The 24837-nt window shown below is 67.6% G+C and carries 28 protein-coding genes; 15 read left to right on the forward strand and 13 right to left on the reverse strand.

The annotated features are described in order from the left end of the window. The first annotated feature begins 2 nt into the window (after positions 1 to 2). The 3 genes from pabB to ACOZ4N_RS09415 are packed head-to-tail and all read left to right on the forward strand — an operon-like array spanning position 3 to position 3108. On the forward strand, positions 3 to 1592 hold the full coding sequence (gene pabB, locus ACOZ4N_RS09405; protein ID WP_424019666.1) for an aminodeoxychorismate synthase, component I: 1590 nt from the start codon (positions 3 to 5) through the stop codon (positions 1590 to 1592). After that, on the forward strand, positions 1559 to 2248 hold the full coding sequence (locus ACOZ4N_RS09410; RefSeq protein ID WP_424019946.1) for an anthranilate synthase component II: 690 nt from the start codon (positions 1559 to 1561) through the stop codon (positions 2246 to 2248). Before pabB ends, ACOZ4N_RS09410 begins: the two co-directional genes overlap by 34 nt. After that, the gene (locus ACOZ4N_RS09415) at positions 2224 to 3108 is read left to right on the forward strand and encodes an aminotransferase class IV (RefSeq protein WP_424019667.1); all 885 of its coding nucleotides are present in this window, start codon (positions 2224 to 2226) and stop codon (positions 3106 to 3108) included. Before ACOZ4N_RS09410 ends, ACOZ4N_RS09415 begins: the two co-directional genes overlap by 25 nt. Before the next feature lies 1 nt (position 3109). Here ACOZ4N_RS09415 and ACOZ4N_RS09420 read toward each other — a convergent pair whose 3' ends face one another. Both ACOZ4N_RS09420 and ACOZ4N_RS09425 read right to left on the reverse strand, forming a co-directional pair. Continuing rightward, positions 3110 to 3307 (reverse strand): hypothetical protein, encoded by a 198-nt coding sequence (locus tag ACOZ4N_RS09420; RefSeq protein ID WP_424019668.1) that lies wholly within the window; start codon positions 3305 to 3307, stop codon positions 3110 to 3112. A 1-nt stretch (position 3308) separates the two neighbouring features. Continuing rightward, entirely contained in the window at positions 3309 to 4361 is a 1053-nt protein-coding gene (locus tag ACOZ4N_RS09425; RefSeq protein WP_424019669.1) for a saccharopine dehydrogenase family protein, read from the reverse strand. A gap of 92 nt (positions 4362 to 4453) precedes the next feature. Here ACOZ4N_RS09425 and ACOZ4N_RS09430 point away from each other — a divergent pair, with 92 nt between their 5' ends. Continuing rightward, the gene (locus tag ACOZ4N_RS09430) at positions 4454 to 4921 is read left to right on the forward strand and encodes a Rieske (2Fe-2S) protein (RefSeq protein ID WP_424019670.1); all 468 of its coding nucleotides are present in this window, start codon (positions 4454 to 4456) and stop codon (positions 4919 to 4921) included. Here ACOZ4N_RS09430 and ACOZ4N_RS09435 read toward each other — a convergent pair. Beyond that, a complete protein-coding gene (locus ACOZ4N_RS09435; RefSeq protein WP_424019671.1) occupies positions 4909 to 5406 on the reverse strand; it encodes a hypothetical protein in 498 nt (165 codons plus the stop codon). The genes ACOZ4N_RS09430 and ACOZ4N_RS09435 overlap by 13 nt on opposite strands. 118 nt (positions 5407 to 5524) lie before the next feature. Beyond that, positions 5525 to 5821, reverse strand: coding sequence for a transcriptional regulator (locus ACOZ4N_RS09440; RefSeq protein WP_092689373.1), 297 nt, complete (start codon positions 5819 to 5821; stop codon positions 5525 to 5527). Positions 5822 to 5940: 119 nt separating this feature from the next. Between ACOZ4N_RS09440 and ACOZ4N_RS09445 the strand changes: the two genes are divergently transcribed. After that, positions 5941 to 6906 (forward strand): sugar phosphate nucleotidyltransferase, encoded by a 966-nt coding sequence (locus ACOZ4N_RS09445; RefSeq protein WP_424019672.1) that lies wholly within the window; start codon positions 5941 to 5943, stop codon positions 6904 to 6906. A 12-nt stretch (positions 6907 to 6918) separates the two neighbouring features. On the opposite strand, the gene merB is transcribed toward ACOZ4N_RS09445, so the two are convergent. Next, on the reverse strand, positions 6919 to 7530 hold the full coding sequence (gene merB / locus ACOZ4N_RS09450) for an organomercurial lyase (protein WP_424019673.1): 612 nt from the start codon (positions 7528 to 7530) through the stop codon (positions 6919 to 6921). 85 nt (positions 7531 to 7615) lie between these two features. Between merB and ACOZ4N_RS09455 the strand changes: the two genes are divergently transcribed. Then, the gene (locus ACOZ4N_RS09455; protein ID WP_424019674.1) at positions 7616 to 7954 is read left to right on the forward strand and encodes a winged helix-turn-helix transcriptional regulator; all 339 of its coding nucleotides are present in this window, start codon (positions 7616 to 7618) and stop codon (positions 7952 to 7954) included. A gap of 337 nt (positions 7955 to 8291) precedes the next feature. Here ACOZ4N_RS09455 and ACOZ4N_RS09460 read toward each other — a convergent pair whose 3' ends face one another. After that, positions 8292 to 9014, reverse strand: coding sequence for a diphthine--ammonia ligase (locus ACOZ4N_RS09460; protein ID WP_424019675.1), 723 nt, complete (start codon positions 9012 to 9014; stop codon positions 8292 to 8294). A gap of 87 nt (positions 9015 to 9101) precedes the next feature. Here ACOZ4N_RS09460 and ACOZ4N_RS09465 point away from each other — a divergent pair, with 87 nt between their 5' ends. Next, positions 9102 to 9923 carry a hypothetical protein gene (locus tag ACOZ4N_RS09465; RefSeq protein ID WP_424019676.1) on the forward strand — a complete coding sequence of 274 codons (822 nt, stop codon included), beginning with the start codon at positions 9102 to 9104 and terminating at the stop codon, positions 9921 to 9923. Here the strand turns inward: ACOZ4N_RS09465 and ACOZ4N_RS09470 are convergent. From ACOZ4N_RS09470 to ACOZ4N_RS09485, 4 genes are all read right to left on the reverse strand, one after another. Next, a complete protein-coding gene (locus tag ACOZ4N_RS09470; RefSeq protein WP_424019677.1) occupies positions 9920 to 11056 on the reverse strand; it encodes a DUF373 family protein in 1137 nt (378 codons plus the stop codon). The two genes, ACOZ4N_RS09465 and ACOZ4N_RS09470, sit on opposite strands and share 4 nt — an antisense overlap. 46 nt (positions 11057 to 11102) lie before the next feature. Then, positions 11103 to 12104 (reverse strand): signal peptide peptidase SppA, encoded by a 1002-nt coding sequence (sppA, locus tag ACOZ4N_RS09475; RefSeq protein WP_424019678.1) that lies wholly within the window; start codon positions 12102 to 12104, stop codon positions 11103 to 11105. Between the two features lie 153 nt (positions 12105 to 12257). Continuing rightward, complete coding sequence (locus ACOZ4N_RS09480; RefSeq protein ID WP_424019679.1) at positions 12258 to 13148, reverse strand: coiled-coil protein; 891 nt, start codon at positions 13146 to 13148, stop codon at positions 12258 to 12260. Positions 13149 to 13397: 249 nt separating this feature from the next. Continuing rightward, complete coding sequence (locus ACOZ4N_RS09485; protein WP_424019680.1) at positions 13398 to 15248, reverse strand: hydrolase; 1851 nt, start codon at positions 15246 to 15248, stop codon at positions 13398 to 13400. A gap of 135 nt (positions 15249 to 15383) precedes the next feature. Between ACOZ4N_RS09485 and ACOZ4N_RS09490 the strand changes: the two genes are divergently transcribed. From ACOZ4N_RS09490 to ACOZ4N_RS09515, 6 genes are all read left to right on the forward strand, one after another. Next, the gene (locus ACOZ4N_RS09490) at positions 15384 to 15530 is read left to right on the forward strand and encodes a hypothetical protein (RefSeq protein WP_424019681.1); all 147 of its coding nucleotides are present in this window, start codon (positions 15384 to 15386) and stop codon (positions 15528 to 15530) included. A gap of 39 nt (positions 15531 to 15569) precedes the next feature. Further along, complete coding sequence (locus ACOZ4N_RS09495) at positions 15570 to 15983, forward strand: DUF371 domain-containing protein (protein ID WP_424019682.1); 414 nt, start codon at positions 15570 to 15572, stop codon at positions 15981 to 15983. A gap of 67 nt (positions 15984 to 16050) precedes the next feature. Next, a complete protein-coding gene (locus tag ACOZ4N_RS09500) occupies positions 16051 to 16518 on the forward strand; it encodes a hypothetical protein (protein WP_424019683.1) in 468 nt (155 codons plus the stop codon). A 42-nt stretch (positions 16519 to 16560) separates the two neighbouring features. Next, positions 16561 to 17379, forward strand: a complete 819-nt coding sequence (locus ACOZ4N_RS09505) for an endonuclease III domain-containing protein (protein ID WP_424019684.1) — start codon at positions 16561 to 16563, stop codon at positions 17377 to 17379. Further along, the gene (locus ACOZ4N_RS09510) at positions 17372 to 18427 is read left to right on the forward strand and encodes a phosphotransferase family protein (protein WP_424019685.1); all 1056 of its coding nucleotides are present in this window, start codon (positions 17372 to 17374) and stop codon (positions 18425 to 18427) included. The genes ACOZ4N_RS09505 and ACOZ4N_RS09510 overlap by 8 nt, the downstream gene beginning before the upstream one ends. 249 nt (positions 18428 to 18676) lie before the next feature. Beyond that, complete coding sequence (locus ACOZ4N_RS09515) at positions 18677 to 19024, forward strand: cupin domain-containing protein (protein WP_424019686.1); 348 nt, start codon at positions 18677 to 18679, stop codon at positions 19022 to 19024. Here ACOZ4N_RS09515 and ACOZ4N_RS09520 read toward each other — a convergent pair. Next, a complete protein-coding gene (locus tag ACOZ4N_RS09520) occupies positions 19021 to 20946 on the reverse strand; it encodes a beta-CASP ribonuclease aCPSF1 (RefSeq protein WP_424019687.1) in 1926 nt (641 codons plus the stop codon). The genes ACOZ4N_RS09515 and ACOZ4N_RS09520 overlap by 4 nt on opposite strands. Before the next feature lie 261 nt (positions 20947 to 21207). Between ACOZ4N_RS09520 and ACOZ4N_RS09525 the strand changes: the two genes are divergently transcribed. Next, positions 21208 to 21690 (forward strand): hypothetical protein, encoded by a 483-nt coding sequence (locus ACOZ4N_RS09525; protein WP_424019688.1) that lies wholly within the window; start codon positions 21208 to 21210, stop codon positions 21688 to 21690. A gap of 264 nt (positions 21691 to 21954) precedes the next feature. Here the strand turns inward: ACOZ4N_RS09525 and ACOZ4N_RS09530 are convergent, their stop codons facing one another. Both ACOZ4N_RS09530 and ACOZ4N_RS09535 read right to left on the reverse strand, forming a co-directional pair. Then, positions 21955 to 22680 carry a DICT sensory domain-containing protein gene (locus ACOZ4N_RS09530; RefSeq protein WP_424019689.1) on the reverse strand — a complete coding sequence of 242 codons (726 nt, stop codon included), beginning with the start codon at positions 22678 to 22680 and terminating at the stop codon, positions 21955 to 21957. Continuing rightward, positions 22677 to 23072 carry a winged helix-turn-helix domain-containing protein gene (locus ACOZ4N_RS09535; RefSeq protein ID WP_424019690.1) on the reverse strand — a complete coding sequence of 132 codons (396 nt, stop codon included), beginning with the start codon at positions 23070 to 23072 and terminating at the stop codon, positions 22677 to 22679. The genes ACOZ4N_RS09530 and ACOZ4N_RS09535 overlap by 4 nt, the downstream gene beginning before the upstream one ends. Positions 23073 to 23188: 116 nt before the next feature. On the opposite strand from ACOZ4N_RS09535, the gene proS reads away from it, so the two are divergent. Beyond that, positions 23189 to 24640: a proline--tRNA ligase gene (gene proS, locus ACOZ4N_RS09540; protein WP_424019691.1), complete on the forward strand. Its 1452-nt coding sequence runs from the start codon at positions 23189 to 23191 to the stop codon at positions 24638 to 24640. The last annotated feature ends 197 nt before the right edge of the window (positions 24641 to 24837 follow it).

Genomic DNA, 24837 nt, shown 5'->3' on the forward strand with positions numbered 1-24837 from the left:
AGATGACGACGCCGACGGTCGTGACCGACGGGACCACCTTCCGGAGCGTCGCCGACGGCGTTTCGCCCGGCACGCGCGTGCCCGTCGAGGTCAGGGTCACGGTCGACGACCCCTTCACGGCCTACCGGCGTGCCCGCCCGGCCGGCGAGGGAACCGACGACACCCCGGACGGCGTCTACCTCGAAACCACGGGCGGCCAGTCCGGGTGGGGCTACTTCGGGGTCGACCCCGTCGACTGGGTGACCGTCGGCCCCCACGATGGACCGGCGCTGTCGGCACTGGGCGACCGCCTCGCCGCGGAGTCGCTGGTCCGTGGCGACTGCGACGTACCTTACCCCTGTGGCGCGGTCGGCTGGCTCTCGTACGACCTCGCCCGGGAACTGGAGGAACTGCCGAGCGACGCCGACCGTGATCGGGACCTCCCGCGAGTACAGGTCGCCCTGTACGACCGCCTCGCCGCGTGGGAGGAACCCCGCGACGGGGCCGGCGAGGCGACGCTTCGGGTAACGGCCTGCCCGCGGATCGACCCCAGTGGCGAGCAGGGGCGACCGGTCGCGGAGGCGTACGATCACGGACTGGCGCGGGCGAACGAGCTGGTCGAGCGAGCGACGACGGGCGATCCGGCGGTCGGGCCACCGCCGACTGCGGCCGAGACCGCCCGGTTCGAGAGCGACTGCGGCCGGGCGGCCTTCGCCGACCGCGTTCGCCGGGTCAAAGAGTACGTCCGCGACGGCGACACCTTCCAGGCGAACGTCTCCCAGCGGCTGACGGCTCCGGCGGCGGTCCACCCGGTCGAGGCCTTCGACGCGCTCCGGCGGGTCAACCCCGCACCCTACTCCGCGCTGGTGGAGTTCCCCGGCGTCGACCTGGTGAGCGCCAGCCCCGAACTCCTGCTGGAGCGGGCGGGCGACCGGCTCGTGACCGAACCCATCGCCGGCACGCGCCCCCGGGGCGAGACCGCGGCCGAGGACGAGCGACTGGAGCGGGACCTCCGGACCGACGAGAAGGAACGCGCCGAACACGCCATGCTGGTCGACCTGGAGCGCAACGACCTCGGGAAGGTCAGCGAGTTCGGGAGCGTCGAGGTCACGGACTACCGGCGCGTCGACCGGTACAGCGAAGTGATGCACCTGGTCTCGGAGGTTCGGGGCCGCCTGCGTGACGGCGCGGACCTGGCGGACGCCATCGCGGCGGTGTTCCCGGGCGGCACGATCACCGGCGCGCCGAAGCCCCGGACGATGGAGATCATCGACGAAGTCGAGGCCACCCGCCGCGGGCCATACACCGGGAGCGTCGGGATCTTCGGGTTCGACGGCCGGGCGACGCTGAACATCGTCATCCGGACGCTGGTGCGCTACGACGACGAGTACCACCTCCGTGTCGGGGCCGGGATCGTCCACGATTCCGAACCCGAACGGGAGTACGAGGAGACGCTCGACAAGGCGCGGGCGCTGGTGACGGCGGTCGACGAGGCGCTGGGCCGGCAGGGCGACCTGGCAGTCGAAGCCGTGACCGACGGGGGCAAGCGCCGCTCCGGCGAGAGCGACGACGGCGAGCGATCACCCGAGACGGGCGACGGAGGGGAGCCGTGAGAGTCCTCGTCGTCGACAACTACGACTCGTTCGCCTACAACCTCGTGCAGTACGTGGGCGAGGTGGTGACCGATCCGTCGTGGGGCGTCGTGGCCGAGTCGGGAGGCGGCGAGGTACTCGTCCGCCGGAACGACGCGATCACGGTGCCGGAAATCCGCGACCTCGATCCGGACGGCATCGTCGTCTCGCCCGGCCCGGGCACGCCGGCGGACGCTGGCGTGTCGGTGCCGATCTTCGCGGCCCTCGATGTCCCGACGCTCGGGGTCTGTCTCGGCCACCAGGCGCTGTGTGCGGCCAACGGCGCGCCGGTCGGGCACGCCGAGGCGGTCGTCCACGGGAAGCCCTCGACGGTCGAACACGACGGGCGAGGCCTGTTCGCCGACCTCCCCGAGCGCTTCGAGGTGGGCCGGTACCACTCGCTGGCCGTGGAGCGCGCCGACCTGCCCGACGTGCTGGCCGAGACCGCCTGGACCGTCGACCGAGCGGGCGAGGCGGCGTCCGACGAGCCCGGGGAACCGCGGGTCGTCATGGGCGTGCGCCACCGCGACCGGCCCCACTACGGCGTGCAGTTCCACCCCGAGAGCATCCTGACCGACATCGGCAAACGACTGATCGCGGCCTTCTGTGACAGATGTCAGACTACAGCTACCACGTAGACGGCGAGATCGTGCCGGCCGCGGACGCGACCGTCAGCGTCCGCGACCGCGGATTCATGTACGGCGACGCGGCCTTCGAGACCCTGCGCGCCTACGGCGGTACGGTCTTCGAGTGGGACGCCCACGAGGCCCGGCTCCGGAACACCTGCGACCTGCTGGGCTTTCCCGAGGCCGTCCCCGACGACCTCCGCGAGCGCGTGCAGGCGACCCTCGACGCGAACGACCTCGACGACGCCTACGTCCGGCTCTCGGTCTCCAGAGGCGTCCAGCCCGGGAAGCTGACGCCCGACCCCGACGTGGATCCGACGGTGGTCGTGCTCGTGAAAGCGCTCCCCCGAGGCGGCGTCGAGGGGACGACGCCGTGGGACGACCCGGCGGTGGTCCAGACCGTCAAGACCCGGCGGACGCCCGACGCGGCGACGCCGGCGGCGGCAAAGACCCACAACTACCTGAACGGCATCCGCGCCCGACTCGAACTCCGGCGGGCCGAGACCGACGCCTTCCGTGCCGACGAGGCCCTGCTCCGGACGTTCGACGACGCGGTGGCGGAGGGGGCGACGAGCAACGTCTTCTTCGTCGACGGCGGCGTTCTCAAGACGCCCGGCGAGGACTGTGACATCCTGCCCGGCGTGACCCGGGACGTAGTGATCGACCTGGCTCGCGAGGAGGAGTTCCCGGTCGAACCCGGCCGCTACGAGATCGGCGACGTCCGGGACGCGGACGAGGCCTTCCTGACGAACACGACGTGGGAGATCCGACCTATCGCCAGCGTCGACGGGATCGAGATCGGGACCGGCCCGATGACGAAACTGCTCTCCCGGCTGTTCGAGGAGCGGATCGAGCGCGCGTACTACGAGTGAGTCACTCCCCGCCGAAGGTCGCGTCGTCGAGGAGCGTCTCGAACAGCAGGAGGACGTAGATCGCGCCGGCGACGACGACCGCCGCCGGCCATTCGAGCCCGAGGGGGAGGTAGGCCAGCGCGCCCGCCAGGGCGGCGGCGAACCCACCCAGCGCGAGGGCGAACCCGATGCGAGCCCGACGGGTGAGTTCGGCCGTCATCTCAGATCACGTCCTCGCGTTCGACGCCCGGCAGGTCGAGGACGAGATCCGGGCCGTAGGCCCCGGCGGGCGTCTGGTAGCCGGTCGGTGCGTCGCCGTCGAGGACGCGTTCGGCGATCTCCAGCGAGGACTCGACGGTCAGCTTGTAGGTTTCCGGAGTTTCGAGTCGGGAGACTGCTCGGCCACCGTCCTCGTCGGTCACCTCGCCCCAGACGTACCCGCGGCCGCGTTCCCGAGTCCGCTCGCCGGGACCGGTCACGGCGGTGTCGATGACCTGCTGGAGGGTCGACTTGACGGGGCCGATGTCGAGCAACGGCGCGACCGGGCGGGTCCCGCGCATCGCCCAGATGGCGGGTTCCGGCGCGGCCATGTACACCTCGATGTTGGGGATGCCGGTCGTGTGGTACCCGGTGACCACGTCGCCCCAGGGGATGGTCACGGCCGAGCGCTCGCCCGACCCGAAGTCGATCTTGCGGGTCCGGTAGACGGCCGGCACGGATTCCAGCAGGCCGTCCCGGCGGACGTAGCCGCCGTCGCCCGCGTAGTTGAGCATGGTCTTCATCGTCCCCGGCGAGATGTCGGCCAGTCCCTTGAACGCCAGCGCGAGGTGGGTCGCGTCGGGGAGGCGCTCGGCGAGGTGGGCGGCCAGACAGTCCGTCGGCACCACGTCGAAGCCGACGCCGGACATCAGCATGACGCCGGCCTCGGCGGCCCGCTCGTCGTAGCCAGCGACGGCCTGAAACACGTCGATCTCACCGGTGATGTCGAGGTAGTGCGTGCCGGTCTCGATTGCGGCCTCGACCATCGGCTCGTAGGTCTCGACGAAGGGGCCGGCGCAGTTCAGCACCACGTCGACCGATTCGAGGGCGTCGGTGACGGCGGCGCGGTCGTCGAGGTCGAACGCCGCCATCTCGCAGTTCAGCGCGGCGGCCTGTTCCGAGAGCTTGCGCTCGTTGCGGCCGGCCAGGATCGGGTCGAGCCCCCGCTCGACGGCGTCCTCGACGATCAGTTCCCCCGTGTACCCGTACGATCCGTAGACGAGCAGCCCGGACATACCCGACCGTCGGAGGGCCGGCCCCGTTAAGTTAGCGAGTCGGGCGCGTCGCGAACCGAGGCGTTGAAACCCGAGACAGTCCACGATCCGACATGGACGAGGACAGCCGGATCGCGGCCGTCGACGACGTGCCGACGGACTCTACGTTCCTGTTCCGGGTCCGAAATCGCGAGACCGACGAGGAGAAAGAGGCGATCATCGTCCGGGTCACCGACGGTGATGGGGCCAGCGGGGAGGACGGACAGGACGACCCGCGAGCGGGCGAACTGGCCTGCTGGCTCAACTACTGCCAGCACTTCACGCACATCAAACTGGACAAGGGGTCGGGCGCGCCGATGCGGGACGGCGAAGTGATCTGTGCCAACCACGGCGCGTACTTCGAGACCGACTCCGGGTTGTGTACCTACGGCCCCTGTGAGGGCGCGTATCTGCAGGCCGTCGAGATCGAAGTCGCCGACGGCGCCGTCTACCTGACCGACGAGGACTACGCGTTCGTCGGCGTCGGCCCGGGCGAGCAGGACGACCTCGATCTCTCCTCGAAGTCCAACTACGAGTTCTGACTCGGCGGTCGGCGCTGACTCGTCTGGAGGCCCCGCGTCGTCCCGACGAGGACCATCAGTGCCCCGACGAACGCCAGCAGGACCGACCCGAGCAGGGCGAACAGCGAGTTGCCGAAGTCGAATCCCGCGGCCAGCAGTGCCGGCGGACCGACGGCGAACACCGTCCCGAGCAGGACGGCGATTCGCTGGGTCCGCGTGAACGCCTGTTCACGCAGGAGAAAGCGGGACGACCGGCCGGGGACCGCGAGCCCCGCGGCAGTGATCGTCATCCCGGCGACGATTCCGACGACGGACGTAACCAGGGAGTTCATCCCCCAGCTGGCCGTCCCGCCGCGCTGGCTCGGCACCCGCGGCTCCTGCTGACCGCCGTCCAGAACCCCGGTCAGCAGTTGCGGAAACGCGAGCGTCACGATGCCGGTCAGCAGGACTGCGATCCCCACGGCCACCAGTGCCGTCCGCACGACGGCGCCCACTGTTCCGCGCACGTTCCCCCCATCCCCGTTGAACGCCCTATAGTTTGCTACTTTCGAGTGACCTGTCAGTTCTCGACACCCGGGCATCGGGAGCGTCGTCTCCCGGTTTCGTCGGGGATCGGTCGCGCCGTTACTCGATCCGGAAGGCCGGTTCGTCGACGCTCTCGCTTTTACACTCCGGACAGCGGCCGGGCCGGTTCAGCAGGTCGTCGAAGTCGTCGAACCCGCAGTCGCGACAGGTCGGCGGCGCGACGAGCAGTTGCTCGTCGGTGTGTTCCAGCGACTGGGCGATGTGTTCGACGTGGCTGATCGCCGCGCTCGCCTCGATCTCGAACTCCCGGGCGATGGCCGCGGCGGGCATCGCCTCCTCGCGGAGCCGCTCGGTCACGCGCTGGCGGGTCGTCTTGTCCGTCTTCGCCTCGCGCATGGCGGCCGTTTGGGTCCGATTACCATACTTCTTCTGGACGACGCAAACGACTGGAAAAGACGGTACCCAAACGTGCGGGGTCCAAAAAGAACTTAGCCCCGTAGAGTGACGCTCCGGACATGGAAGCAGTGGTTCTCGCCGGGGGCTACGCGACGCGGCTGTGGCCGGTCACGAAACACAGACCGAAGATGCTCCTGCCGGTGGGAGAGACGACAGTCATCGACCGTATCCTCACGGAACTGGAGACCGACGACCGCATCGACGACGTCTACGTCAGCACGAACGAGCGGTTCGCGCCGGACTTCGAGGCCCACGTGGAGCAGGAGGGCTACGAGAAACCGCAACTCTCCATCGAGGAGACGACCGAGGAGGACGAGAAGTTCGGCGTCGTCGGCGCGCTGGCCCAGCTGGTCGAGCGCGAGAACGTCGACGACGACCTGCTCGTCGTCGCCGGCGACAACCTGATGGGCTTCGATACCGCGGACTTCCTCGACTACTTCGAGGAGAAGGGCGCGCCGACGCTGGCCGCCTACGACGTTGGCACCCGGGAGAAGGCCAAGTCCTACGGCCTCGTCGAACTGGACGGCGAGCAGGTCGTCGACTTTCAGGAGAAGCCAGAGGACCCCAACAGCACGCTGGTCTCCATCGCCTGCTACGCGTTCCCCGCCGAGAGCATCCGCTTCGCGGAGTACCTCGACGGCGACAACAACCCGGACGAACCGGGCTGGTTCATCCAGTGGCTCCAGTCCCGCGAGGACACCTACGCCTTCGCCTTCGACGACGCCTGGTACGACATCGGGACCCCCGAGAGCTACCTCGAAGCCGTCGCCTGGGAACTCGACGGGGGACAACTCGTCGCCGAGAGCGCTACCGTCGAAGGCTCGACCATCGGCGAGAACGTCCACGTCCTCCCGGGAGCCGACGTGATCGACTCGACCATCGAGTCGGCCGTCGTCTTCTCCGACGCCACCATCGAGGACTGTGAGATCCGCGACTCGATCATCGACAAGGAGACCCACGTCGAGAACCTCGACCTCGCGAGCGCACTGATCGGCGCGCACACCCAGATCACGAACGGGAACTGACGGCTCGCCTCCTTACCGCTCCGTTTCTGCCATCCGTCTGCCCAGTTCGCCGGCCAGCGAGACACCGTACTCGAGCGGGATCGCCGCCGTGACCGCGTCGGTGTCCGCGGCCCAGTCCTCGTAGGCGTCCCAGTCGGCGAAGGCGTTGCCGTAGGGACAGACGTACCCGTAGCTCTCGGCGGGCGTGGACGGCGGTTCGGCCGCGCCGCTGGCGTCGACGCCGATGGAGAACACGGCCGTCTCCGGCGTCACGTCGACCGCCCCGTCCCGGATTTCCAGCGTCACCGTCTCCCCGGTCGTCGGACACGCCGTCGTCACGTCCGCCGGTTCGTCCGTCAGGAAGGGCACGATCATCGGGTCGTACACGCACTGGTAGGCCTGGCGCTCGCCGTCACGTTCCAGGACGTGTGGCGACTCGTCGGTCGTACAGAGATCCGCGACGCCGAGTGGCTCGCCGTCCGTCGAGTCGAGCGCGGTCGCCAGCGCCACCAGCCAGTCCTCGGCGGTGCGGACCGTCTCGACACCGTACAGGTCGGCGATCCGGTCGCCGACGGGTTCGGGGATCTCGATTGCCGCTGGTTCGAAGGCCGGTTCGATCCGTATCGAGTCTGATTCTGCCGTCATTGGACTTCTCCATCTATACTTCGATACCCGAAGCTATTAAGCTGTGAAGTCCAAAGTGTTGGAGGAACTGCGAGGAACGGAAGGTATGTCAGAGATCGCCTGTACCCTGGAGGACGGCGGGTGTTACTGCCTGCTGTCGGACGTGATGGACCTGCTCGGCCGGAAGTACGTGATGGATCTCGTCTGTATCGTCGCCATCCACGAGCGCGTGCGGTTCGGGGAGATCGAGTCGCATTTGCCGGATGCGAGTACCTCGACGCTCTCGACGCGACTGGACGAGCTGGAAGCGGCGGGACTGCTCCGGCGCGAGCAGTACGACGAGATCCCGCCCCGCGTCGAGTACGAACTGACCGAAGACGGCGAGGAACTGGGCCGGCGGCTGGAGCCGTTGCTGGAGTGGGCCGAGGCGTTCGAGGCCGAGTGAGCACCGCCGCGAACACCACCGCCACGAACACCACCGCCGCGAACGTCACTTCGACAGCCCCCGCCCGCTGACCTCGGGGGCCTCGCTGCGCGCTTCCCTCCCTCGCGTCGCTCGGTCGGTCCAGTGCTTTCGTCGCCCGCCGTCGGCCAGCGGGCGGCCCCTGTCTATCCACCCAGACGCGGACCACACCCTCCCCAGCCGACTGCGCTCCGCACTCGCTCCCCCCGGTCGCTCCGTGCGGTGCTCGTCCCTCGCGCGTCCGTCTCGCACCCTCGCAGTCGCTCGGGCACTCGACGGCACGCGCCACGGGAAACGACGTGGACCGGAGCTGACCGTATCACTCCAGCCGGGCGTCCTCGATCCGGATGTAGCCCCGCGAGCCTTCCCACACGGTATCGTACTCCAGTCGGATCGGCCGGTCCATGTGTGGCCCGTCGGTCACCAGCGTCTCGAACTCCCCGCCCTCGCCGAGGACGTGGACGCCGTACTCCTCGTTGAGGGCTTCGAGGTCCGCCAGGGCGTCGCGATCCAGCGTCCGGCCGAGCCAGGACTCGTCCAGTCCGTAGGCCGCGACCTGGATGATCCGGATCTCGAAGCCCGTATCGAGCATCGCGTCGGCCAGGGCGCGGGGGTCTTCCTGCCAGAGCGGCGCGAACAGGTCGGCCCCGAGCCGGTCGGCCATCGCCTCGATCCGGCTGGTCTGGTACTCGCTCTCGACCGCGCCCGCGGTCAGCCCGGCGATCCCACCGGGGAGGTCGGCGTCGAGGTCGCGGAGGGCGGCCTCCAGCGGTTCCAGTTCCGCGTCGCCCTGTTCGCCAGCGTCGGTCGCCGTCTCCGCCTCGAAGTCGTCGGGGTGTACGTCCACGAGTGGGATACCGACGCTCTCCGCCGCCAGTGCGGCGAGGTCGGTGGCCGGGACGTGGTACATGTACGAGTCGCCCTCGGGGTGGACGGTGACCAGTCGCTCGACCGCCAGTCCGGTTTCGAGCGCGCGGTACAGCGCCCACGACGAGTCCTTGCCGCCCGAAAAGAGACTGACCCACGCGCCGTCGTCTGCCATGCTCGTCGGTTGTCGATTCGCACGTATAGCTTCGCCGCTCCCGTCCGAGCGTTTTTGTACGATAGCGAAGCACCCGATCCTGGATCGATGCGACGCTTGCCACACGTCCACCGAGCGTTATCCGCCATCGCCGCGACCGGACGGGTCGTGATTCGACAGCCGACGCTCCTCGTGTACCCGATCGTGCTGACGGCACTCGTCGTGGGTCTCGTCGTAGCGGTCGGTGCTGGCATCTACATCACGAACGGCGGCCCAGTCGTCTGGACGGTCCTCTACGCCTCGTATTTCGTCGTGGGCGGAGTACTGACGACGTTCGCGTTCGGCGCACTGTACTACGAGAGCGACGCGGTCCTCCGGGAGGGAGCGCGACCCCCGCTGATCGGGCTGCTGGCAGCCTGGCGGAACAGACGGCGGCTCCTGATCGTCGGATTGGTCGTCGGAACCGTCGGCCTGGCGTCCTGGGCTGGGCGTCCGATACTGGAGGGCGTCTTCGGCGACGAAGCGGCCGTCATCCTCGACGTGATCGTCGGGACAGGGCTGTTGACAGCCATTCAGATAGCGGTCCTCGGGACTGGCGACCTGCGCGATAACCTCGACACTATCGAGGCCGTGACCGAGGCGGTCTGGGTCGAGTCGTTGCTCACGCGGCAGGTGAACCGAGGTATCTCGACGGTCTGCCTGTGGATCGGCGCGGCGTTCGGACTGGGATCGGTGGTGACCGGCTATCGAGTCGAGCCACTCGGCTTCTGGACGCCGTTCCTCGGATTCCTGCTCGTTCCGGTGGCGACGATCCTGCTGTGTGCGACGATCCACGGCGTGTCACAGGCCGCGTTGTTCCAGTACGCGACCGGGAACGAGGACGAAGCGACCGTCTCACCGTCGGGTTTCGTCGTCACAGAACGAGATTAGCTGTCGCTCTGTTCGGCGAGTTCCTCTTCGAGATCGGACTCGTTGAAGTACGAGGAGAAGCGCACGCCGACCAGCGAGACGAAGATGCCGGCGAGGATAAAGAGCAACAGGCGGATCCGGGGTTCCAGCGTCATCCCCTGGATCGAGACGGCACCGAAGTCCATCGCCGGCATCCGGAACGCCGAGAACACGCCCGCACTTTCGAGGAAGAACGCGGAGAACCCTCGAACCACGAGCCCGACCGCGACCGCACCGAACGGCAGGTTGACGTAGGCGCTGCGGACCCGGTCGTCGCGGATGATCTCGTCGAGCAGGCGGCCGGTAGAGCCCGCGAAGGCCGCCGCGGTCAGCCACGGGATGGCGTCGAAGGCGAAACGCATCGCGAGGATGAACGGCGCGTCGTTGGCGGTCGCGGACACGCCGATAGCACCCGCGAAGATACCGATCAGCGCCAGTCCGACGGCCACGACGTAGGTGACCAGCGACACCCGCCCCGAGTAGAGCGCGTTCTGGATCTGGCCGGGCAAGGAGGCCAGCACGGAGTCGATGCCCAGCCCCTTGTAGAGGAAGAAGACGCCGATGACGGCGGCGATGGCACCGGCCGCGACCGCCGGACTGTCCGCGAGCGTCATCAGCGCCGGGAACGCGAGCAAGGCGACGCCCACGGGGACGAGGACCGTCTTCCGGAGTTCCTCGTCGGCGAGGAACTGCTTGAGCAGGTAGTAGGTGGACTCGATGTCGCGGGCCTGGCGCACGACGACGCGGTCCACGGCGTCGACGCGCACGCGACTCTCGACGATAGGGACCAGCCGTTCGTCCTCGGCGCTGTCGACGACGACGACCGCCGATTCGAGGTCGTACTCGTCGGTGAGCTGTTCGGTCTGTCGCGCGACGGCCCGGTCGGCCGAGACCGAATCACCGGCCGCCGAGAGGACCGCGACCACCACGTCCTCGCCGTCGTCGCGCAGATCACGCGTGACCCGCAACGCCTCCAGCACGCAGTTGACGCGGCTGTCCTCGGGGTCGGCGACCCCGAGATCCGTCACGAGCGACTGGACGGCCTCCCACCCCACGACCGGCGGCTCCGCACCGAGGTTCCCCGTCCGGTCGATACACGCCACCAACGTGGTCACGACCGACTGTTGGTGCGCCAACGGATAAAAAACATTGCAGACCGACTCAGAACCGGAAGTCGAACCCGTCTCCGTCGTCGAACACGCTCGCGATTCCGGCACCGAAGGCGTAGGCGACCGACGCCGCCCCGCCGCCGATGCGGTCACGGAGGCCCAGCGACGGCGTGAACTCCTTGACGCTGATCGACTCGCCCAGTCGCGCTTCGAGTCGATCCTCCACGTCCTCGCGCGTCCCGATCTCGTCGACCAGCCCGATGTCGTGGGCCTCGCCGCCGAGGTAGATCCGGGCTTCCGTCTCACGGACTCGCTCGGGGTCCATGTCCCGCCCCTCGGCGACGGTATCCACGAAGTCGTCGTAGTAGTCGTCGACGATCCCCTGGAGGTACTCCCGTTCGTCCTCGGAGAGCTCTTTGAGTGGCAGGCCCGCGTCCTTGTACTCGCCGGCGGTGAACTGCTCGTAGCTCACCCCGAGTTCGTCGGCCAGGTCGCTGACGTTGACCCGCGAGCCGATGACGCCGATGGAGCCGACGATACTCCCGCGGCGCGCCCACAGCTCGTCACAGCCGCTGGCGATGTCGTAGCCCCCGCTCGCACACACGTCGGTCGCGTACGCCACGGTCGGGCCGTCGAACCGCTCGGCGGCCAGCCGGATGTCCTCGCTCGGGACGATCTCCCCGCCCGGCGTGTTGAGTTTCACGAGCAGGGCCTCGGCCGCCCCTGCGTCGGCCCGTTCGATCTGCTCGACGATGGCGTCCGCGTCGGCCCCGGTCGGACTGGAGACGAGACTGCCGCCGGTCGACCGCGTGATCGGTCCCTCGACCGCGACCTCGGCGACGTTGTACCCCGGGAGGACGGCGCTGGCCACGGACCCGCCCGCCCGAACGGCCAGCGGGAGGAGCGACACGACCAGCACCACCCCGAACAACGTCGTCAGGTCCTGCGGGTAGACGACCAGCAGTAGCCACGCGAGCGCCACGATTCCGAGCACACAGACGAGCGCGACGACGCCACGACCCAGCGCCCACAGTCGTCCTTGTCCACCGCTCATACCAGAGCCTCGGTGCCCGACGACAGTAAAACTACCAGCCTTCGACCGACACCGGCCGGCGGTTCGGCCCGTCTAGCGGGCCGGTTCGGACTGGACCGCATCAGGCCAGCGTCGCCACTGGCCGGCGGAAAACGAAAGCAAATATCGCGTCGTCTAGAGCAGCCCCGTCTTCTGGAGCTTCATCAGGTCCTCGGTGTCGAGGGTCTCGCCTTCCTTGAACTTCTGGTAGATCTCCTCTGCCTCCTCGCGTGCGGCTTCCTGCTCTTCCTCGCGCTTGCTGCGTTCCTCTTCTTCCTCCTTCTTGTCGAGTTCGCGCAGGCGCTTCTGGACGCGCACGAAGTCCTCGTGGTGCTGGTCGGCCGCCTCCTGGGCCTCCACGAACTTCTCGTGCATCTCGTCGGCTTCGTCACGGATCTCGTCGGCCTCGCGGTAGGCCTCGATCATCTGGTTGTGATGTTTCTGGGCCTCGTCCGCGAGTTCCGTGACTTTCTGGTGGTGCTGGGAGGCCTCCGAGCGGATCTCCTCGGCTTCCGCCTTGAGTTCCTCGACGTCACCGGTCTGGTCGAGCTTCTCTTGTTTCTCCTGGAGCTGTTCGCGTTTGTCCTCGATCTTCTCGATCAGTTCCCGTTCTTCTTCCGGGTTGAGGACTTCCGTCTGCTGTTTGAACTCCAGATCCTCGATCTCCTCTTTGAGCTGCTCGATGGAGCTGCCCTCGTCGAGTTCGAGGTCGGATTTCATCTCCTCGACCTGATCGAACAGCTCGTTGGCCTCGGCGTTGAGCTCGTTGCGCTTCTCCTTGTGCTCCTGGACCTGGGAGTTGAGCTCGTCGCGCTGCTCGCGGTGTTCCTGGGCCTCGTCGACCTTCTCGCGAGTCTTCGCGTTCAGGTCGTCGCGCTTGGACGCACGCTCGGATGCGAGCTGGTTGAGATCGTTTCGTCGGTCACGGAGCTGACCGGCGAGTTTGATCAGTTCGCCTTTCGATTTGTTTTCGATGTCGTCGTCTGTTACTTCGATATTTTCGGATTCGTCGATTGACTCTGCCATGTTTTAACACCTCTATGCCATTACCGCTCCAGCACGCGACAGTTGGGACTGCGTGGCGGCAGCCAGCACCTGATAAGTAGGGTTCCCTGTCATTCTACGGGCATCGCACGATACTGCCGGAACGCTGGAGGCGTTCTGGTGACTCATACTACTGGCGATGGCAATTTAAATATTCCGGTCGCCAACACCCATGAAAACAGCTACCAAACGCCCGACGGAGCCACGGTACGGTCTCCCACGGACCGGCGCTCACCCGTCGAATCGGTAGGTGTTTTCGACGACCCGCTCGGGGAGCGTCAGTGTCAGTGTGACCGACGCCGCGTCGGCCGGAATGGAGATCGAGTCCGGCGTCGCGGTCGCCCCGGCGTCGACACTGACTTCGACCTCGCCGCCGTCGTCGGCGGCCGACCACTCGACGGTTCCCGAGACTCGTTCCCGCCCGTCGTTGATCACCGTCAGCGGCGTCGTCTCGCCGGGGGCCGGCGCAGCGAGCGTCGCCTGGACGGGTTCGTAGGCCTCCCGGAGCGCCTCGTACCCGGTCTTCGGGTCGCCGTCGCGTTCGACGACGCCCATTCCTGCGGGCGTCGCGTCCCGGAGGGTATGGGCGGCGAACAGCGAGGTATCGCGCCGTCGGAGTTCTTCGGCGACGCGTTTGACGACGCGGGCCTGGTAGCCCTGCGACGCGTCGGTCCCGCCGTCGACGTGGGCGTCGTGTTTCGCCCGGTCGAAGGCCGGATCGTCGTCGGGCATCACGGCACCGTACGCGCCGGCCCCGAACTCGCCGACGACGCCGCCGACCTCGAACGTGTCGAGGAGCCAGCCCAGGTCGTCGACCTCGCCGTAGTCCCAGCCCGGATACAGCGTCGGCGCGTCGGCCCCGCTGCCCAGCGCACCCACGACCGGGAAGACGAGTCGGTCTTCGGGAAGCGCCGAGGCGACCGACTCCGCCGGGCCGCGGTCGTAACTGGCGCGCCAGGCTCGCCAGCGCAGGCGTAACCGGTCGAGCGTGCCCGAGCCCAGCGGGTCCGGAAAGAGGTCGAGCGGGTCGTCGTGGACGCTGTACGCGAACAACGACGGGTGACGGCCGTAGGTCCGGTCGAGCGCGGCCGCGAGGTCCTGGCCGCGGTCGGCGTCGAACTCGCCGGGACCGGTCAGTGGCAGGTCCTGCCAGACCAGCAGACCGGCCTCGTTGCAGGCCTCGTAGACCGCCGGGTCGGGCGCGTGGGCGTGCATGCGAACGAACGTGGCGTTGGCCTCGACGGCCCGGTCGATGTCCTCGGGTGTCGCCGAGAGGAGCGTGACGCCCCGCCCCGGCACGCGCTCGCCGTTGACGATCAGCCCGTCGGCGTCGCGGTCCATCGAGCGGAGTCCGGTGACCACGGAGCGAGTCGCGTCGCCGACCTTCGCCCGGACGGCGTACCGGTGTTGCGGGCCGAGTCCCCGCGGCCACCACAGCGACGGGTCGCGCACGTCGATGGTGTGTTCGACGACGGCCCGCTCGCCGGCCTCGGCCTCGACGGCCGCCCGGTCCATCATGCCCCGGCTCTGGAACTCGCCTTCGGGGCGCAGGGAGAAGGTCACGCGGTCGTCGAGATCGGTGTCCGTCTCGACGACCGCCCGAACGTCGATCTCGGCGGTCCCATCGACCAGCCGCGGATGCACGTCCAGTTCGTAGATGAACGTCCCGGGGTGGGTCTCGACGGTCGCATCCCACCAGATACCGGGGATGCGGTCGCGCTCCGGGACGAGATCGGTGTCGTGGACGCCGCCGAACCGATCCTCGGGCGGGCGGCACTCGACGATCAGTTCGTTCTGGTCCTGGGGTTCGAACGAGTGGCGGAAGGGTCGGAAGTAGGCGTCGTGTTCCCCGACGAGGTCGCCGTTGAGCCAGATACGTGCGTGGGCGAACAGCCCCCGCAATTCGATGACGGCGCGGTCCTCGTCGCCCGACCGGGGGTCGTCGAACACGGAGCGGTACGCGGCGGCGTCGGCGTCGGCGAACACCTGTGGCCGCCCCGGTATCTCCACCGGCGTCCACACGTCCGGTTCGGGTTTGCCCGCCCCCGGCTCGACCGACGTCCCAGTCCACTCGCCCAGCATATACGTGTCCGGGCGTCCGCCTGTGCCATATCCTTTACGCGATATTCGGCCCTCGAAGTGGCCCCGGCCCGACCACTTTCACTTTCACTCCGCGGACGGCTCGCTTTGATACCCGATCCGCCCGTCTCCGCTGACATGATCGAAGAACTGGCCTGTACCTGCAGTGGCTGCGACCGGGAACTCCGCGAGGGGTCGCTCCGGCTCACTTACCGGACCGACGGCGGCGAGCGCCGCGCCTACGAGTGTGCCTGTGGGGCCGTGACCATCACCGTCGCGCGCTGAAACGACTTCCTGAAGTGGGCCGGGCGGAAACGCCGGGACATGGACGAAGTCATTCGCGCACGCGGCCACGAACACGTCTCGGCCGAGCACGCGAGTACCTTCGAGGTCACGAGCGACGACTACCTCACCCCCGCCGGCGACTGCATCCTCGGCATCGAGGCCGACCGCGTCCCCGCCGACTTCGACCCCGAGTTCGTGGCGGCCTGCCAGTCGACCGACGCGACGATCACCGTCACGCTGGACGCCGGCGGTCACACCGAGACCGTCACCGGCCGCGGCCACCCCGACCTGTCCTTCGAGAACGACCGCAGCGCCGTCGGCCGCACCAGCGATTACGTCGACGACCGGACGATCCTGGTCGACGCCGACGGGGCGGCGGGCGACCTGGACCGTGACCTCGTGGCGGCGCTGGCCGACGGTGCGGACCTCACGATGACGCTCACCGTCGAGTGAACCAATCAGGAGTCGCGGCGCTGCCCGGAACGTAAGTCTTTCAACACGTCAGCCGGGTGGTACCGACATGGCAGGACAGCAGACGCAGGGGCAACCCGGTGGTGTACAGAACGGGCGCCGGATCGAGCCGGAACGCGTGGCAAAGATCGCGCTTGCGGCGGCGGGCGTCGTCTTCGTCGGAAGTGTCGTCTTCGCCGTGTTCAGCATCAGTTTGCAGGGCGGCTCGGTCGAGTTCGGTGACATCATCGTCGACCAACTGGACGATATTCCATACCAGGCGGCGGTGTTCGGGGCCGTCCTCTGGGCGGCAGTGACTCAGGGAAGCAAGGACGCGCTGCTCAAAGGGAGTGCCATCGTCTACGTGGGTGACGTGGTAAACAACATCCTGGTAGTCGTGACGAACGAATTCGCAGAGACCGATCTTGGGACGGTGCTGGGACCTGGCCATGCCATCCTCTTTTTCCTCGGGTTCGTGATGGCCATTCGACTCTACCACGGCAAGAACATCCTTCCCGGTGTCGGGTTCCGCCTCTGAGCGATCCGGTGAGCCTTTTGAGGCTGGGTCGCTAGACGGGGTATGTCCGACGACCCCGAGCCGGCCGAGAACATCAGCGGCGGGAGCGCGGGCGGCGGCTACGCCGACACATTCGACGCCGACGCGCCAGCGACCCGCGCCGAGGCCGTCGTCGACCGCCTCGGCGACCTCTACTGGCAGAAGTCCTACGGCGGCCGGGACGCCTTCGAGTGTCTCGTCCGCACGATTCTCAGTCAGAACACCAGCGACGTGGCCAGCCAGCCGGCCCACGACGCGTTGATGGATCGCTATGGTGGTGGTCCGGATCTCGCAACCGCTCTCGCCGGGGCCGACCAGCCGGAACTCGCCGAGACGATCAGTTCGGCCGGGCTCTACAACCAGAAGTCCGAGCGGATCATCGACATCGCCGAGCGGATCGTCGCGGAGTACGGGGGCGAAGACGAGTTCGACGCCTTCGTCCGCGAGGACGACCCCGAGACCGTCCGGGACACCCTGCTCGACATGACCGGCGTCGGTCCCAAGACGGCCGACTGCGTGTTGCTGTTCGCCGGCGGTCGCGACGGCGTCTTCCCCGTCGACACGCACGTCCACCGGATCGCCCGCCGGATCGGGCTCGCACCACCTGACGCGGACCACGAGACCGTCCGGGAACACCTCGAACGCGACGTGCCCGGCGGGAAGTGCGGCTTCGGCCACACGGCGATGATCCAGTTCGGTCGGGAGTACTGTTCGGCGCGCAGGCCCGACTGTCTCGACGACCCCGAGGCCTGCCCGATGGCGGACCTCTGCGACCAGGTCGGCGTCGATCCGAGGGCTGGCGACGTGACCGATCCCGCCGAGGCCGGGGTGGCCGATGACTGAGAGCGCTGGCGGTGCGAGCCGGTATCTCGACACCGAAGGGGTCTACAGCAGAGTCGCGGAGCGGTTGGGCCGCGCCGAGACGTGGTCGCTCAGCCACCACGACGCCGGACTGGGCAACGAGACGCTGTTTCTCGGCTGGGGCTCGCGGCGGTTCGTCCTCCGGCGGCCGCCGCTCTCGGAGACGGCGGGGGAGAGCCACGACGTGCGCCGGGAGTACCGGGTGCTGTCGGCGCTGGACTGGACCGACGTGCCGACACCGCGGCCGGTGCTTTCCTGTGACGACGAGACCGTCGCCGGCGCGCCGTTCACCGTCCAGCAGCGGGTGTCGGGAGACGTGCTCCGCCACGGGGAACCCGTCGAGTACGCGACGCCGGGCTACCGGGAGACGGTCGCCGAGGAACTCGTCGACACGCTCGCGGCGATCCACGCCGTCGACCTCGACGACGTGGCGCTGGGCGACCTCGGCCATCCGGACCTCTCGACGCGGATCGAGACGTGGCGCGAGCGGTTCGACCGCTACCGCGCCGCGACCGACCGCGAGATTTCGGGCGTGGACGCGGTGGCCGACTGGCTCGCCGCGAACGTCCCGGCGTCGGGCGACCGCACGCTGATCCACGGTGACTACACGCTCGCGAACGTGTCGTTCAGTCGGTCGACGCCGCCGGAGCTGGTGGGGGTCCTCGACTGGGAGCGAGCGGGTGCCGGCGACCCGCTGGTGGACCTCGGCCGGCTGACGGCGTTCTGGTTCGAAGACGAGCGCGAGCGCGCGGGACTCCCGACGACCGTGGTGCCCGGGTTCACGACCCGTGAGGGATTCCCGTCACGGTCGGCGCTCGTGGATCGGTACGAGCGCGTGACCGGACGACCGTTCACCGACGACCGGTTCTACCGCGCGCTGGCGGTCTACGAACAGGCCGCCGTCTGTGAGGGGTTCTATCTCCGGCATCTGCGAGGCGAGTCCGACCGGCCGGCGTTCGCGGCGTTGGCCGACGCGGTTCCGGCACTGCTGGAGCGCGCGGAGCGGATAATAGAGGGGGAAGAACGGTGAATCCGAGCGGGTGACCCCGCTGTGACCGTCGTCCCAGCGGACCGGGGAGTGGGCGAGCAGGCGACACGGGGGGTATCCGGCGGAGCGGCGTGTCGCACACCCGCCCAGTGCGCTCCGCGGCCGCAGTCAGGTCACGGGGAGGGCTGGTCGCGGTTCGGAATATAAACCTACGGCTGGCCTGCCTACCGAACCCACCGCCGTCCCCGTCGGTGGCGAAGATTGAAACGCGTCCTCGACCAGCGACGAAGCGTGAAACGACCGACACCCTCGGAGTGGCGAGAGCGGGACAGCTACCGGAAACAGATACTCGCGACGGACGCGGAGATCGGCTCCGAAGGGAACCTGCTACAGGTCGTCGAGGTGCCGCCGGGCGAACACGTCGAGCCTCACTTTCACCGTGAGACGCGGGAAGTGTTCTACGTCCAGCAGGCCGGCGGCCGGTTCGTGATCGACGGGACCGAGGTGACGCCGACGGCTGGCGAAGTCGTAGTCTGCGAACCGGGCGACGTTCACGAGGTGTACAACGACTCCGACGAGCCGTTTCGTATCCTCGTCTTCAAGACCGACCTCGTCGAGGGCGATACGGTCTGGGTCTAGAGGAACCGGAACGTCTCCAGGTTCTTGGGCGCGAACGTCCGCATGTTGAACTCGTGGTACAGCGCCGACGAGAGGTCCTGCGTGGACTGCTCGTCGCCGTGAACACAGAGCACCTTCTCCGGACGCGGGTTCATCGTCTTCACGAAGTTCTCCAGCCCCTGCCGGTCGGCGTGACCGGAGAAGCCGTCGACGGTCTCGACGTTGCAGTTCAGCGTCAGCGAGTCCGAGCGTCCGCGGCCGCGGCTGTTGCCCAGCGGTACCTTGTCCTGACCCTTCTGGATGCGGCGGCCGAGCGTCCCCTGTGCTTGGTAGCCGACGAAGGTCAGGGTGGTGTCCGGGTCCGGCCCGAGGTGTTCGAGCCAGGACATGATCGGCCCGCCGGTGACCATCCCCGAGGTCGAGAGGATGATCGCCGGTTCGCCGTCGGCGACCTCCTGTCGTTCCTCCTCGCCGCCGTCGATGTGGTTGAACTGGTCGGCCAGGAACGGGTTCTCGTCGTCGTGGAAGATCCGGTCGCGCAGGTCGTCGCGCAGGTACTCCGGATAGGTGGTGTGGATGGCCGTCGCCTCCCAGATCATCCCGTCGAGGTGGACCGGCATCTCGGGAATGTCGCCGCTCCGCATCGCCTCCTCGATGACGAGCATCATCTCCTGGGACCGCCCCACCGCGAACGCCGGGATCAGGATCTTCCCGCCGTCGTCGTAAGTCTCGTTGATGACGTCCTTGAGCTTGCGCTCTGAGTCTTCCTGGTCGGTCTGGTAGTCGTTGCGACCTCCGTAGGTGGATTCGAGGACGAGCGTCTCGACGCGGGGGAACTCGTTGACCGCACCGTTGAACAGGCGCGTGTCCTCGTAGTGGATGTCACCCGAGAAGGCGACGTTGTAGAGCCCGTCGCCGACGTGGAAGTGGGCGATAGAGGAGCCGAGGATGTGCCCCGCGTTGTGGAGCGTGAGCTTGATGTCCGGCGAGATGTCGGTCACGTCGCCGTACTCCAGTGGGATGCAGTGCTTGATCGCTTCCCGGACCATCTCGGACTCGTAGGGCGGCGCGCGGCCTTCCTTGGCCGCCACGTCGAGGTAGTCCAGCGTGAGCAGGCCCATCAGGTCCCGCGTGGGCTCGGTGCAGTAGATCGGGCCGTCGTAGCCGTACTTGAACAGCAGCGGGATGAGCGCGGAGTGATCGAGGTGGGCGTGAGTCAACACGACCGCGTCCAGCGAGTTCGCGCCCGAGCCCAGCGCCTCGGGGACCTGCAGATAGGGCACCTCGTCTTCGGCACCCGGTTTGTCCCCGCAGTCGATCAGGACGCGGGTCTCCGGCGTCGAGAGGATGAACGAGGCGCGTCCGACCTCGCGGCAACACCCGAGGGTCGTGATGCGCACCCACTCGTCGTCGGACATCTCCTCGCGGTGGATCTGTCGGCCGATCCGTTCGAGGATGTCACGGCGCTCGTCGCGCTCTTGCTTGAGGAAGTTCCGCACGTTCGAGACCGTCGAGGACTCGATGGGCGGCGTCCGGACGACCTCGGGTGTCCAGCCGACCTTCTGTGTGATCTCCCGGAGCGTCGAGCCGTGGCGACCGATCACCATGCCGGGTTTCTCGGCCTCGATGACGACCTCGCCGGTGTCGGCGTGGAAGTCCAGATCCGTGATGCCGGCTTCCTCCGGCGTCACGTCCATGATCTGCTCGCGGGCCTTGTCCGGTACCGAGAGCACGTCCGGGTCCGGCCGGACGGTGATGCGCTTGCGCAACTGGCTCGCCAGTTGCCGGATGAGATCGCCGTTCTGGGCGAACTTCTTCGGGTCGCGCGTGTACACGACAAGTTCCGGTCCCTCGTACTGGACGTCCGAGATGGAAATGTCGTCGGGAACTTCGCTGACGATCTCTGCTTTCAACTCGTCTAACTGATTTTCTACCGTACTCATAGCTCGAAAATGGCCAAAAAGCGGTCCCGTGTCCGAACGGAACGCCGGCAGTGGTCGATGGGGGTACTCCCCACCGGCCCCCACACGGCGGGACACAGGCTGTCTCCTGTAAGGGTCATAGTGTCTTGTGTGATCCGCTATATGCGGTCCGAACTCGTCGCTGCAGGATGAGTCCGGAAAACCGGCCTGTATCCGCCTCTATTGCCTCTCCATTATAAAAGCCTTCGCAAAACAGTAGGTATTTCGGGACGATGACAGCCCATGCACGTCTCCCCTGCCGTCGTGGCCGCCGAACACGAGTGGGTCCGTGACCGCGCACCGACCGTCGTCGCGCTGATCGACACCGTCCGATCCGACCTGGGCGAGCAGTTCGGCACTGACGTGGCCACCGTGACCGTCGACCAGTATCACCGAGCGGTCGACGACGTGTTCGCGAACGGCGACCTGGCGGTCAACGTGGCCGCGCTGATCCACCTCCTGCGTGACCTCGACGTGGACGGGGACTACCCCGGGTTCGTCGTGGACGAACTGCTCGGCCGGGAACTGGCCGGGATGCTCGCCGGGAACCAGCCGCTCCGCTTGCTCGGCGAGGCGACGTTCCACTACGCGGACGTGCTGACACACGGCGAGGCCGACGACCCGGCCGGCGCGGACGACCTCGACGCCGCGCTGGCCGCCGGGTTCCAGACGCGACTCCCCGGCTGGGAGTGGACCGAGACGGCGAGCCCGTTCGGAAGCGAGTGAGCGACTGCGCGGAGCGGACGCTTGGAGACGAATCGGAAACCGGAGAACGGCGAGCGCGTGTCGGTGCCACCCTCTGGGCCCCACCCCAGTGGTCCTCCAGTACCCCCCCAGGTACCGTCGGAGGCCCATACCACGGGTCGTTCCCCGATGGCCCCCTCAGCCATCGGGCTACATGTTCTCACACGCTCTCCGGGGGTGTAACCTTCGCCGGATATAGAGGGGCATTTATAACCTCTACCCGTCCGCGCCGCACGGTGGATCGGGTCAGGCGTCGACGTACGTCGACCGGAGATGAGACACCAGTGCCGAGACGCGGTTGGGGTCGTACGTCCAGAACCCGCCGTAGGTGGCGGCATCGCGTTCACGGGCGAGCAGAGCACATGTCTGTGACCGCGCGGCCGAGTCGGGCTCGAAAGCCACGAACCAGAACTCGCCGAGTTCGCCGTCGGACTCGCTGTGTTCGGTCACGCCGGCTATCGAGGGGGCGTCCCACTCCCCGTCGAAGTAGACGTGTACGTCGAGGTCACTTTCCGCGAGCCGTTCGTAGACGGCACGCTGGGCGGCCAGTGCGGCCGGGCGCTGGAAGCCGGCGTGGAGTTCACCCCGTCCGTGCCGCCAGGCCCGATCCTCGATCTCGCGGGTCGCCGCCAGCAGTTGCCGGCGCTCGAACGACTGAAAGAGCGTGTCGTCGAGCAGTTCCAGTAACGGTTCGAGCGATCCAGTCTCTGTGGTCTCGGCGTCGAGAACCCCGGTGGTGGGCTCGAACAGCGTCGCGACGGTTTCCAGCGGAACGGTTCCGAGGAAGCGGTCGCCCTGCCGGACGGTGATGAACCCGTCCCCCGATTCCGGCGGGAGCCGGTCGAATCGAACGTCGACGTGCCAGTCCGAGAGTCGCTCGGCGAGGTCCGCGGGTGGATCGGCGGCGTAGACGGTCACCGTCCGCCGCTGGGCCGCCAGGTCGTCGACGAGCGACTGGAGTGTCTCGGTCATCGGTCGATCAGGTCCTGGAGCGACTGGGGTCGATCACCAGGGGCCGCGGCCTCGACCTGAAAGGTCACGTCGAGACAGTCGTCCACCCACCCGGGGTAGTCCCCGAGCGCGACGACGCCGGTGTCGGGATCGTGTTCGACGAGACCGCACTCCAGCAGTTTCGGCAGGTGGACGTGTTGCAGAGCGATTCGTCGCTCGTCGTGGGCGGCAGGGGCGGCGTCGGTCCCGGCGTTCGTCGCGAGCCAGCCGGTCACCACGTCGGTCAATTCGGCCTGGGTGGCGTCCCCGTGTTCCCGGAGGTAGTAGAGGAGAAACCGACGGGTGTGGTTCGAGAGCGCTTCGAGTCGACCGTCGACAGCCTGGGGTGGGGAAGGTGTGGCATCGGGACCCATGGGTGTATTTGTATCACAGGTTGGTTTATTTATTTTTGCGGTGTAATTATGATCTGTTCCGGGTGGATCGGGTGCGAACACGGCGAGTTTATTAGTCCCGTGTCGGATGACCGTGTATGAGCGATTCGCAGGAACTCGGTATCACCGAGAGCAAGGAACACGCCACGGGCGAGTGGTACGCGGAAGTGATCCAGAAGGCCAAACTCGCCGACTACGCGCCGATGGGCGGATTCATCGTGACGCGCCCGCGCGGGTACGCGCTCTGGGAACGCCTCCAGAACCACCTCGACGCGTGGTTCAAGGACACGGGCGTCACCAACGCCTACTTCCCGATGTTCATCCCCGAATCGTACCTCGAAAAGGAGAAAGACATCGTGGAGGGGTTCGACCCCGAAGTGGCCTGGGTCACCCACGGCGGCTACGACGAACTCGAGGAGCGACTGGCCGTGCGCCCGACCAGCGAGTCGATCATCACCCCCTTCCTCGCGCAGTGGACGCGAAGCCACCGTGACCTTCCTCACCGCGTCAACCAGTGGTGTTCGGTCGTCCGGTGGGAGGCCACCGAAACCAAGCCGTTCTTCCGGACCAAGGAGTTCCTCTGGCAGGAAGGCCACACCGCACACGAGGACGGCGACGAGGCCTGGGACGAGGCGATGACCCGACTGGACCAGTACGAGAAACTCTACGAGGACGTGCTGGCCATCCCGGTTCTCCGGGGCCGCAAGCCCGACCACGACAAGTTCCCCGGCGCGGACACCACGACGACCGTCGAGGCGCTGATGCCCGACGGGAAGTCCGTCCAGGGCGCGACCTCCCACTACCTCGGGCAGTCCTTCGCCGAGGCCTACGACGTGACCTACGTCGACGAGAACGAGGACGAACAGACCGCCCACACCACCTCCTGGGGGCTGTCCTGGCGCTCGCTGGGCGCGCTCGTGATGACCCACTCCGACGACCAGGGACTCGTCCTCCCGCCCGCGCTCGCGCCCGAACAGGTCGTCATCGTCCCGATCTGGCAGGAAGACACGAAAGACGAAGTCCTCGACTACGCCGAGGATCTGGCACTCGACCTGGACGAGGAGTTCCGCGTCCACCTCGACGACCGCGACGAGCGCAACCCCGGCTTCAAGTACAACGAGTGGGAGCTGAAGGGCGTCCCCCTCCGGATCGAGGTCGGCCCCAACGAGGTCGAGGACGAGGAAGTCACCCTCGTGCATCGGCCCGACGGGGAGACAGAGACGGTCGACCGCGACGGGCTGGGCGAGACGGTCGAGGACCACCTCGACACGGTGTTCGCGAAGCTGAAAGCCGACGCCGAGGAGAACCTCGAGGCGAACGTCCGTGAGGCCCACAGCCGCGAGGACATCCTCGGGACCATCGGCCAGCACGGCGGCTACGTCAAAGCGCCGTGGTGTGGCGACGAGGACTGCGAGGACCCGATCAAGGAGGCCATCGCCGCCGAGATCGTCATGGTCCCGATGGACCCCGACGAAGACCCAATCGGCGACGACTGCGCGATCTGTGGCGAGGACGCCACGGAGACCGCATACTTCGCCAAGAGTTACTGATAGTCGCCCAACAAGCAGTTACTTTTGCCGCTAGATGGCGGTGACGGGGGACTCCAGAGGGTGCGTCCGAGACGATCCGTCCCGAAATAGTTCGTCTGTTGAAAGCTGAGTTCCGGCGGGCTGGGACATCTCTGAAGTGTGTTTCGGTTTTTCGTCGAATATTGTCAGTATTGTAGTGAATGTGTTTATATGCCCTT

This window comes from Halorientalis pallida, from assembly GCF_049605515.1.
Taxonomy (GTDB): domain Archaea; phylum Halobacteriota; class Halobacteria; order Halobacteriales; family Haloarculaceae; genus Halorientalis; species Halorientalis pallida_A.

Bases quoted from the DNA above. Each gene is read 5' to 3' on its own strand.
- ACOZ4N_RS09500 (WP_424019683.1), top strand. From the start codon at position 16,051: ATGGCAGGACAGCAGACGCAGGGGCAACCCGGTGGTGTACAGAACGGG.
- ACOZ4N_RS09440 (WP_092689373.1), bottom strand. From the start codon at position 5,821: ATGCGCGAGGCGAAGACGGACAAGACGACCCGCCAGCGCGTGACCGAG.
- ACOZ4N_RS09510 (WP_424019685.1), top strand. From the start codon at position 17,372: ATGACTGAGAGCGCTGGCGGTGCGAGCCGGTATCTCGACACCGAAGGG.
- ACOZ4N_RS09460 (WP_424019675.1), bottom strand. From the start codon at position 9,014: ATGGCAGACGACGGCGCGTGGGTCAGTCTCTTTTCGGGCGGCAAGGAC.
- ACOZ4N_RS09445 (WP_424019672.1), top strand. From the start codon at position 5,941: ATGGAAGCAGTGGTTCTCGCCGGGGGCTACGCGACGCGGCTGTGGCCG.
- proS (WP_424019691.1), top strand. From the start codon at position 23,189: ATGAGCGATTCGCAGGAACTCGGTATCACCGAGAGCAAGGAACACGCC.
- ACOZ4N_RS09420 (WP_424019668.1), bottom strand. From the start codon at position 3,307: ATGACGGCCGAACTCACCCGTCGGGCTCGCATCGGGTTCGCCCTCGCG.
- pabB (WP_424019666.1), top strand. From the start codon at position 3: ATGACGACGCCGACGGTCGTGACCGACGGGACCACCTTCCGGAGCGTC.
- merB (WP_424019673.1), bottom strand. From the start codon at position 7,530: ATGACGGCAGAATCAGACTCGATACGGATCGAACCGGCCTTCGAACCA.
- ACOZ4N_RS09495 (WP_424019682.1), top strand. From the start codon at position 15,570: ATGGACGAAGTCATTCGCGCACGCGGCCACGAACACGTCTCGGCCGAG.
- ACOZ4N_RS09520 (WP_424019687.1), bottom strand. From the start codon at position 20,946: ATGAGTACGGTAGAAAATCAGTTAGACGAGTTGAAAGCAGAGATCGTC.
- ACOZ4N_RS09485 (WP_424019680.1), bottom strand. From the start codon at position 15,248: ATGCTGGGCGAGTGGACTGGGACGTCGGTCGAGCCGGGGGCGGGCAAA.
- ACOZ4N_RS09425 (WP_424019669.1), bottom strand. From the start codon at position 4,361: ATGTCCGGGCTGCTCGTCTACGGATCGTACGGGTACACGGGGGAACTG.
- sppA (WP_424019678.1), bottom strand. From the start codon at position 12,104: ATGAGCGGTGGACAAGGACGACTGTGGGCGCTGGGTCGTGGCGTCGTC.
- ACOZ4N_RS09455 (WP_424019674.1), top strand. From the start codon at position 7,616: ATGTCAGAGATCGCCTGTACCCTGGAGGACGGCGGGTGTTACTGCCTG.
- ACOZ4N_RS09490 (WP_424019681.1), top strand. From the start codon at position 15,384: ATGATCGAAGAACTGGCCTGTACCTGCAGTGGCTGCGACCGGGAACTC.
- ACOZ4N_RS09465 (WP_424019676.1), top strand. From the start codon at position 9,102: ATGCGACGCTTGCCACACGTCCACCGAGCGTTATCCGCCATCGCCGCG.
- ACOZ4N_RS09505 (WP_424019684.1), top strand. From the start codon at position 16,561: ATGTCCGACGACCCCGAGCCGGCCGAGAACATCAGCGGCGGGAGCGCG.
- ACOZ4N_RS09480 (WP_424019679.1), bottom strand. From the start codon at position 13,148: ATGGCAGAGTCAATCGACGAATCCGAAAATATCGAAGTAACAGACGAC.
- ACOZ4N_RS09535 (WP_424019690.1), bottom strand. From the start codon at position 23,072: ATGGGTCCCGATGCCACACCTTCCCCACCCCAGGCTGTCGACGGTCGA.
- ACOZ4N_RS09525 (WP_424019688.1), top strand. From the start codon at position 21,208: ATGCACGTCTCCCCTGCCGTCGTGGCCGCCGAACACGAGTGGGTCCGT.
- ACOZ4N_RS09530 (WP_424019689.1), bottom strand. From the start codon at position 22,680: ATGACCGAGACACTCCAGTCGCTCGTCGACGACCTGGCGGCCCAGCGG.
- ACOZ4N_RS09430 (WP_424019670.1), top strand. From the start codon at position 4,454: ATGGACGAGGACAGCCGGATCGCGGCCGTCGACGACGTGCCGACGGAC.
- ACOZ4N_RS09415 (WP_424019667.1), top strand. From the start codon at position 2,224: ATGTCAGACTACAGCTACCACGTAGACGGCGAGATCGTGCCGGCCGCG.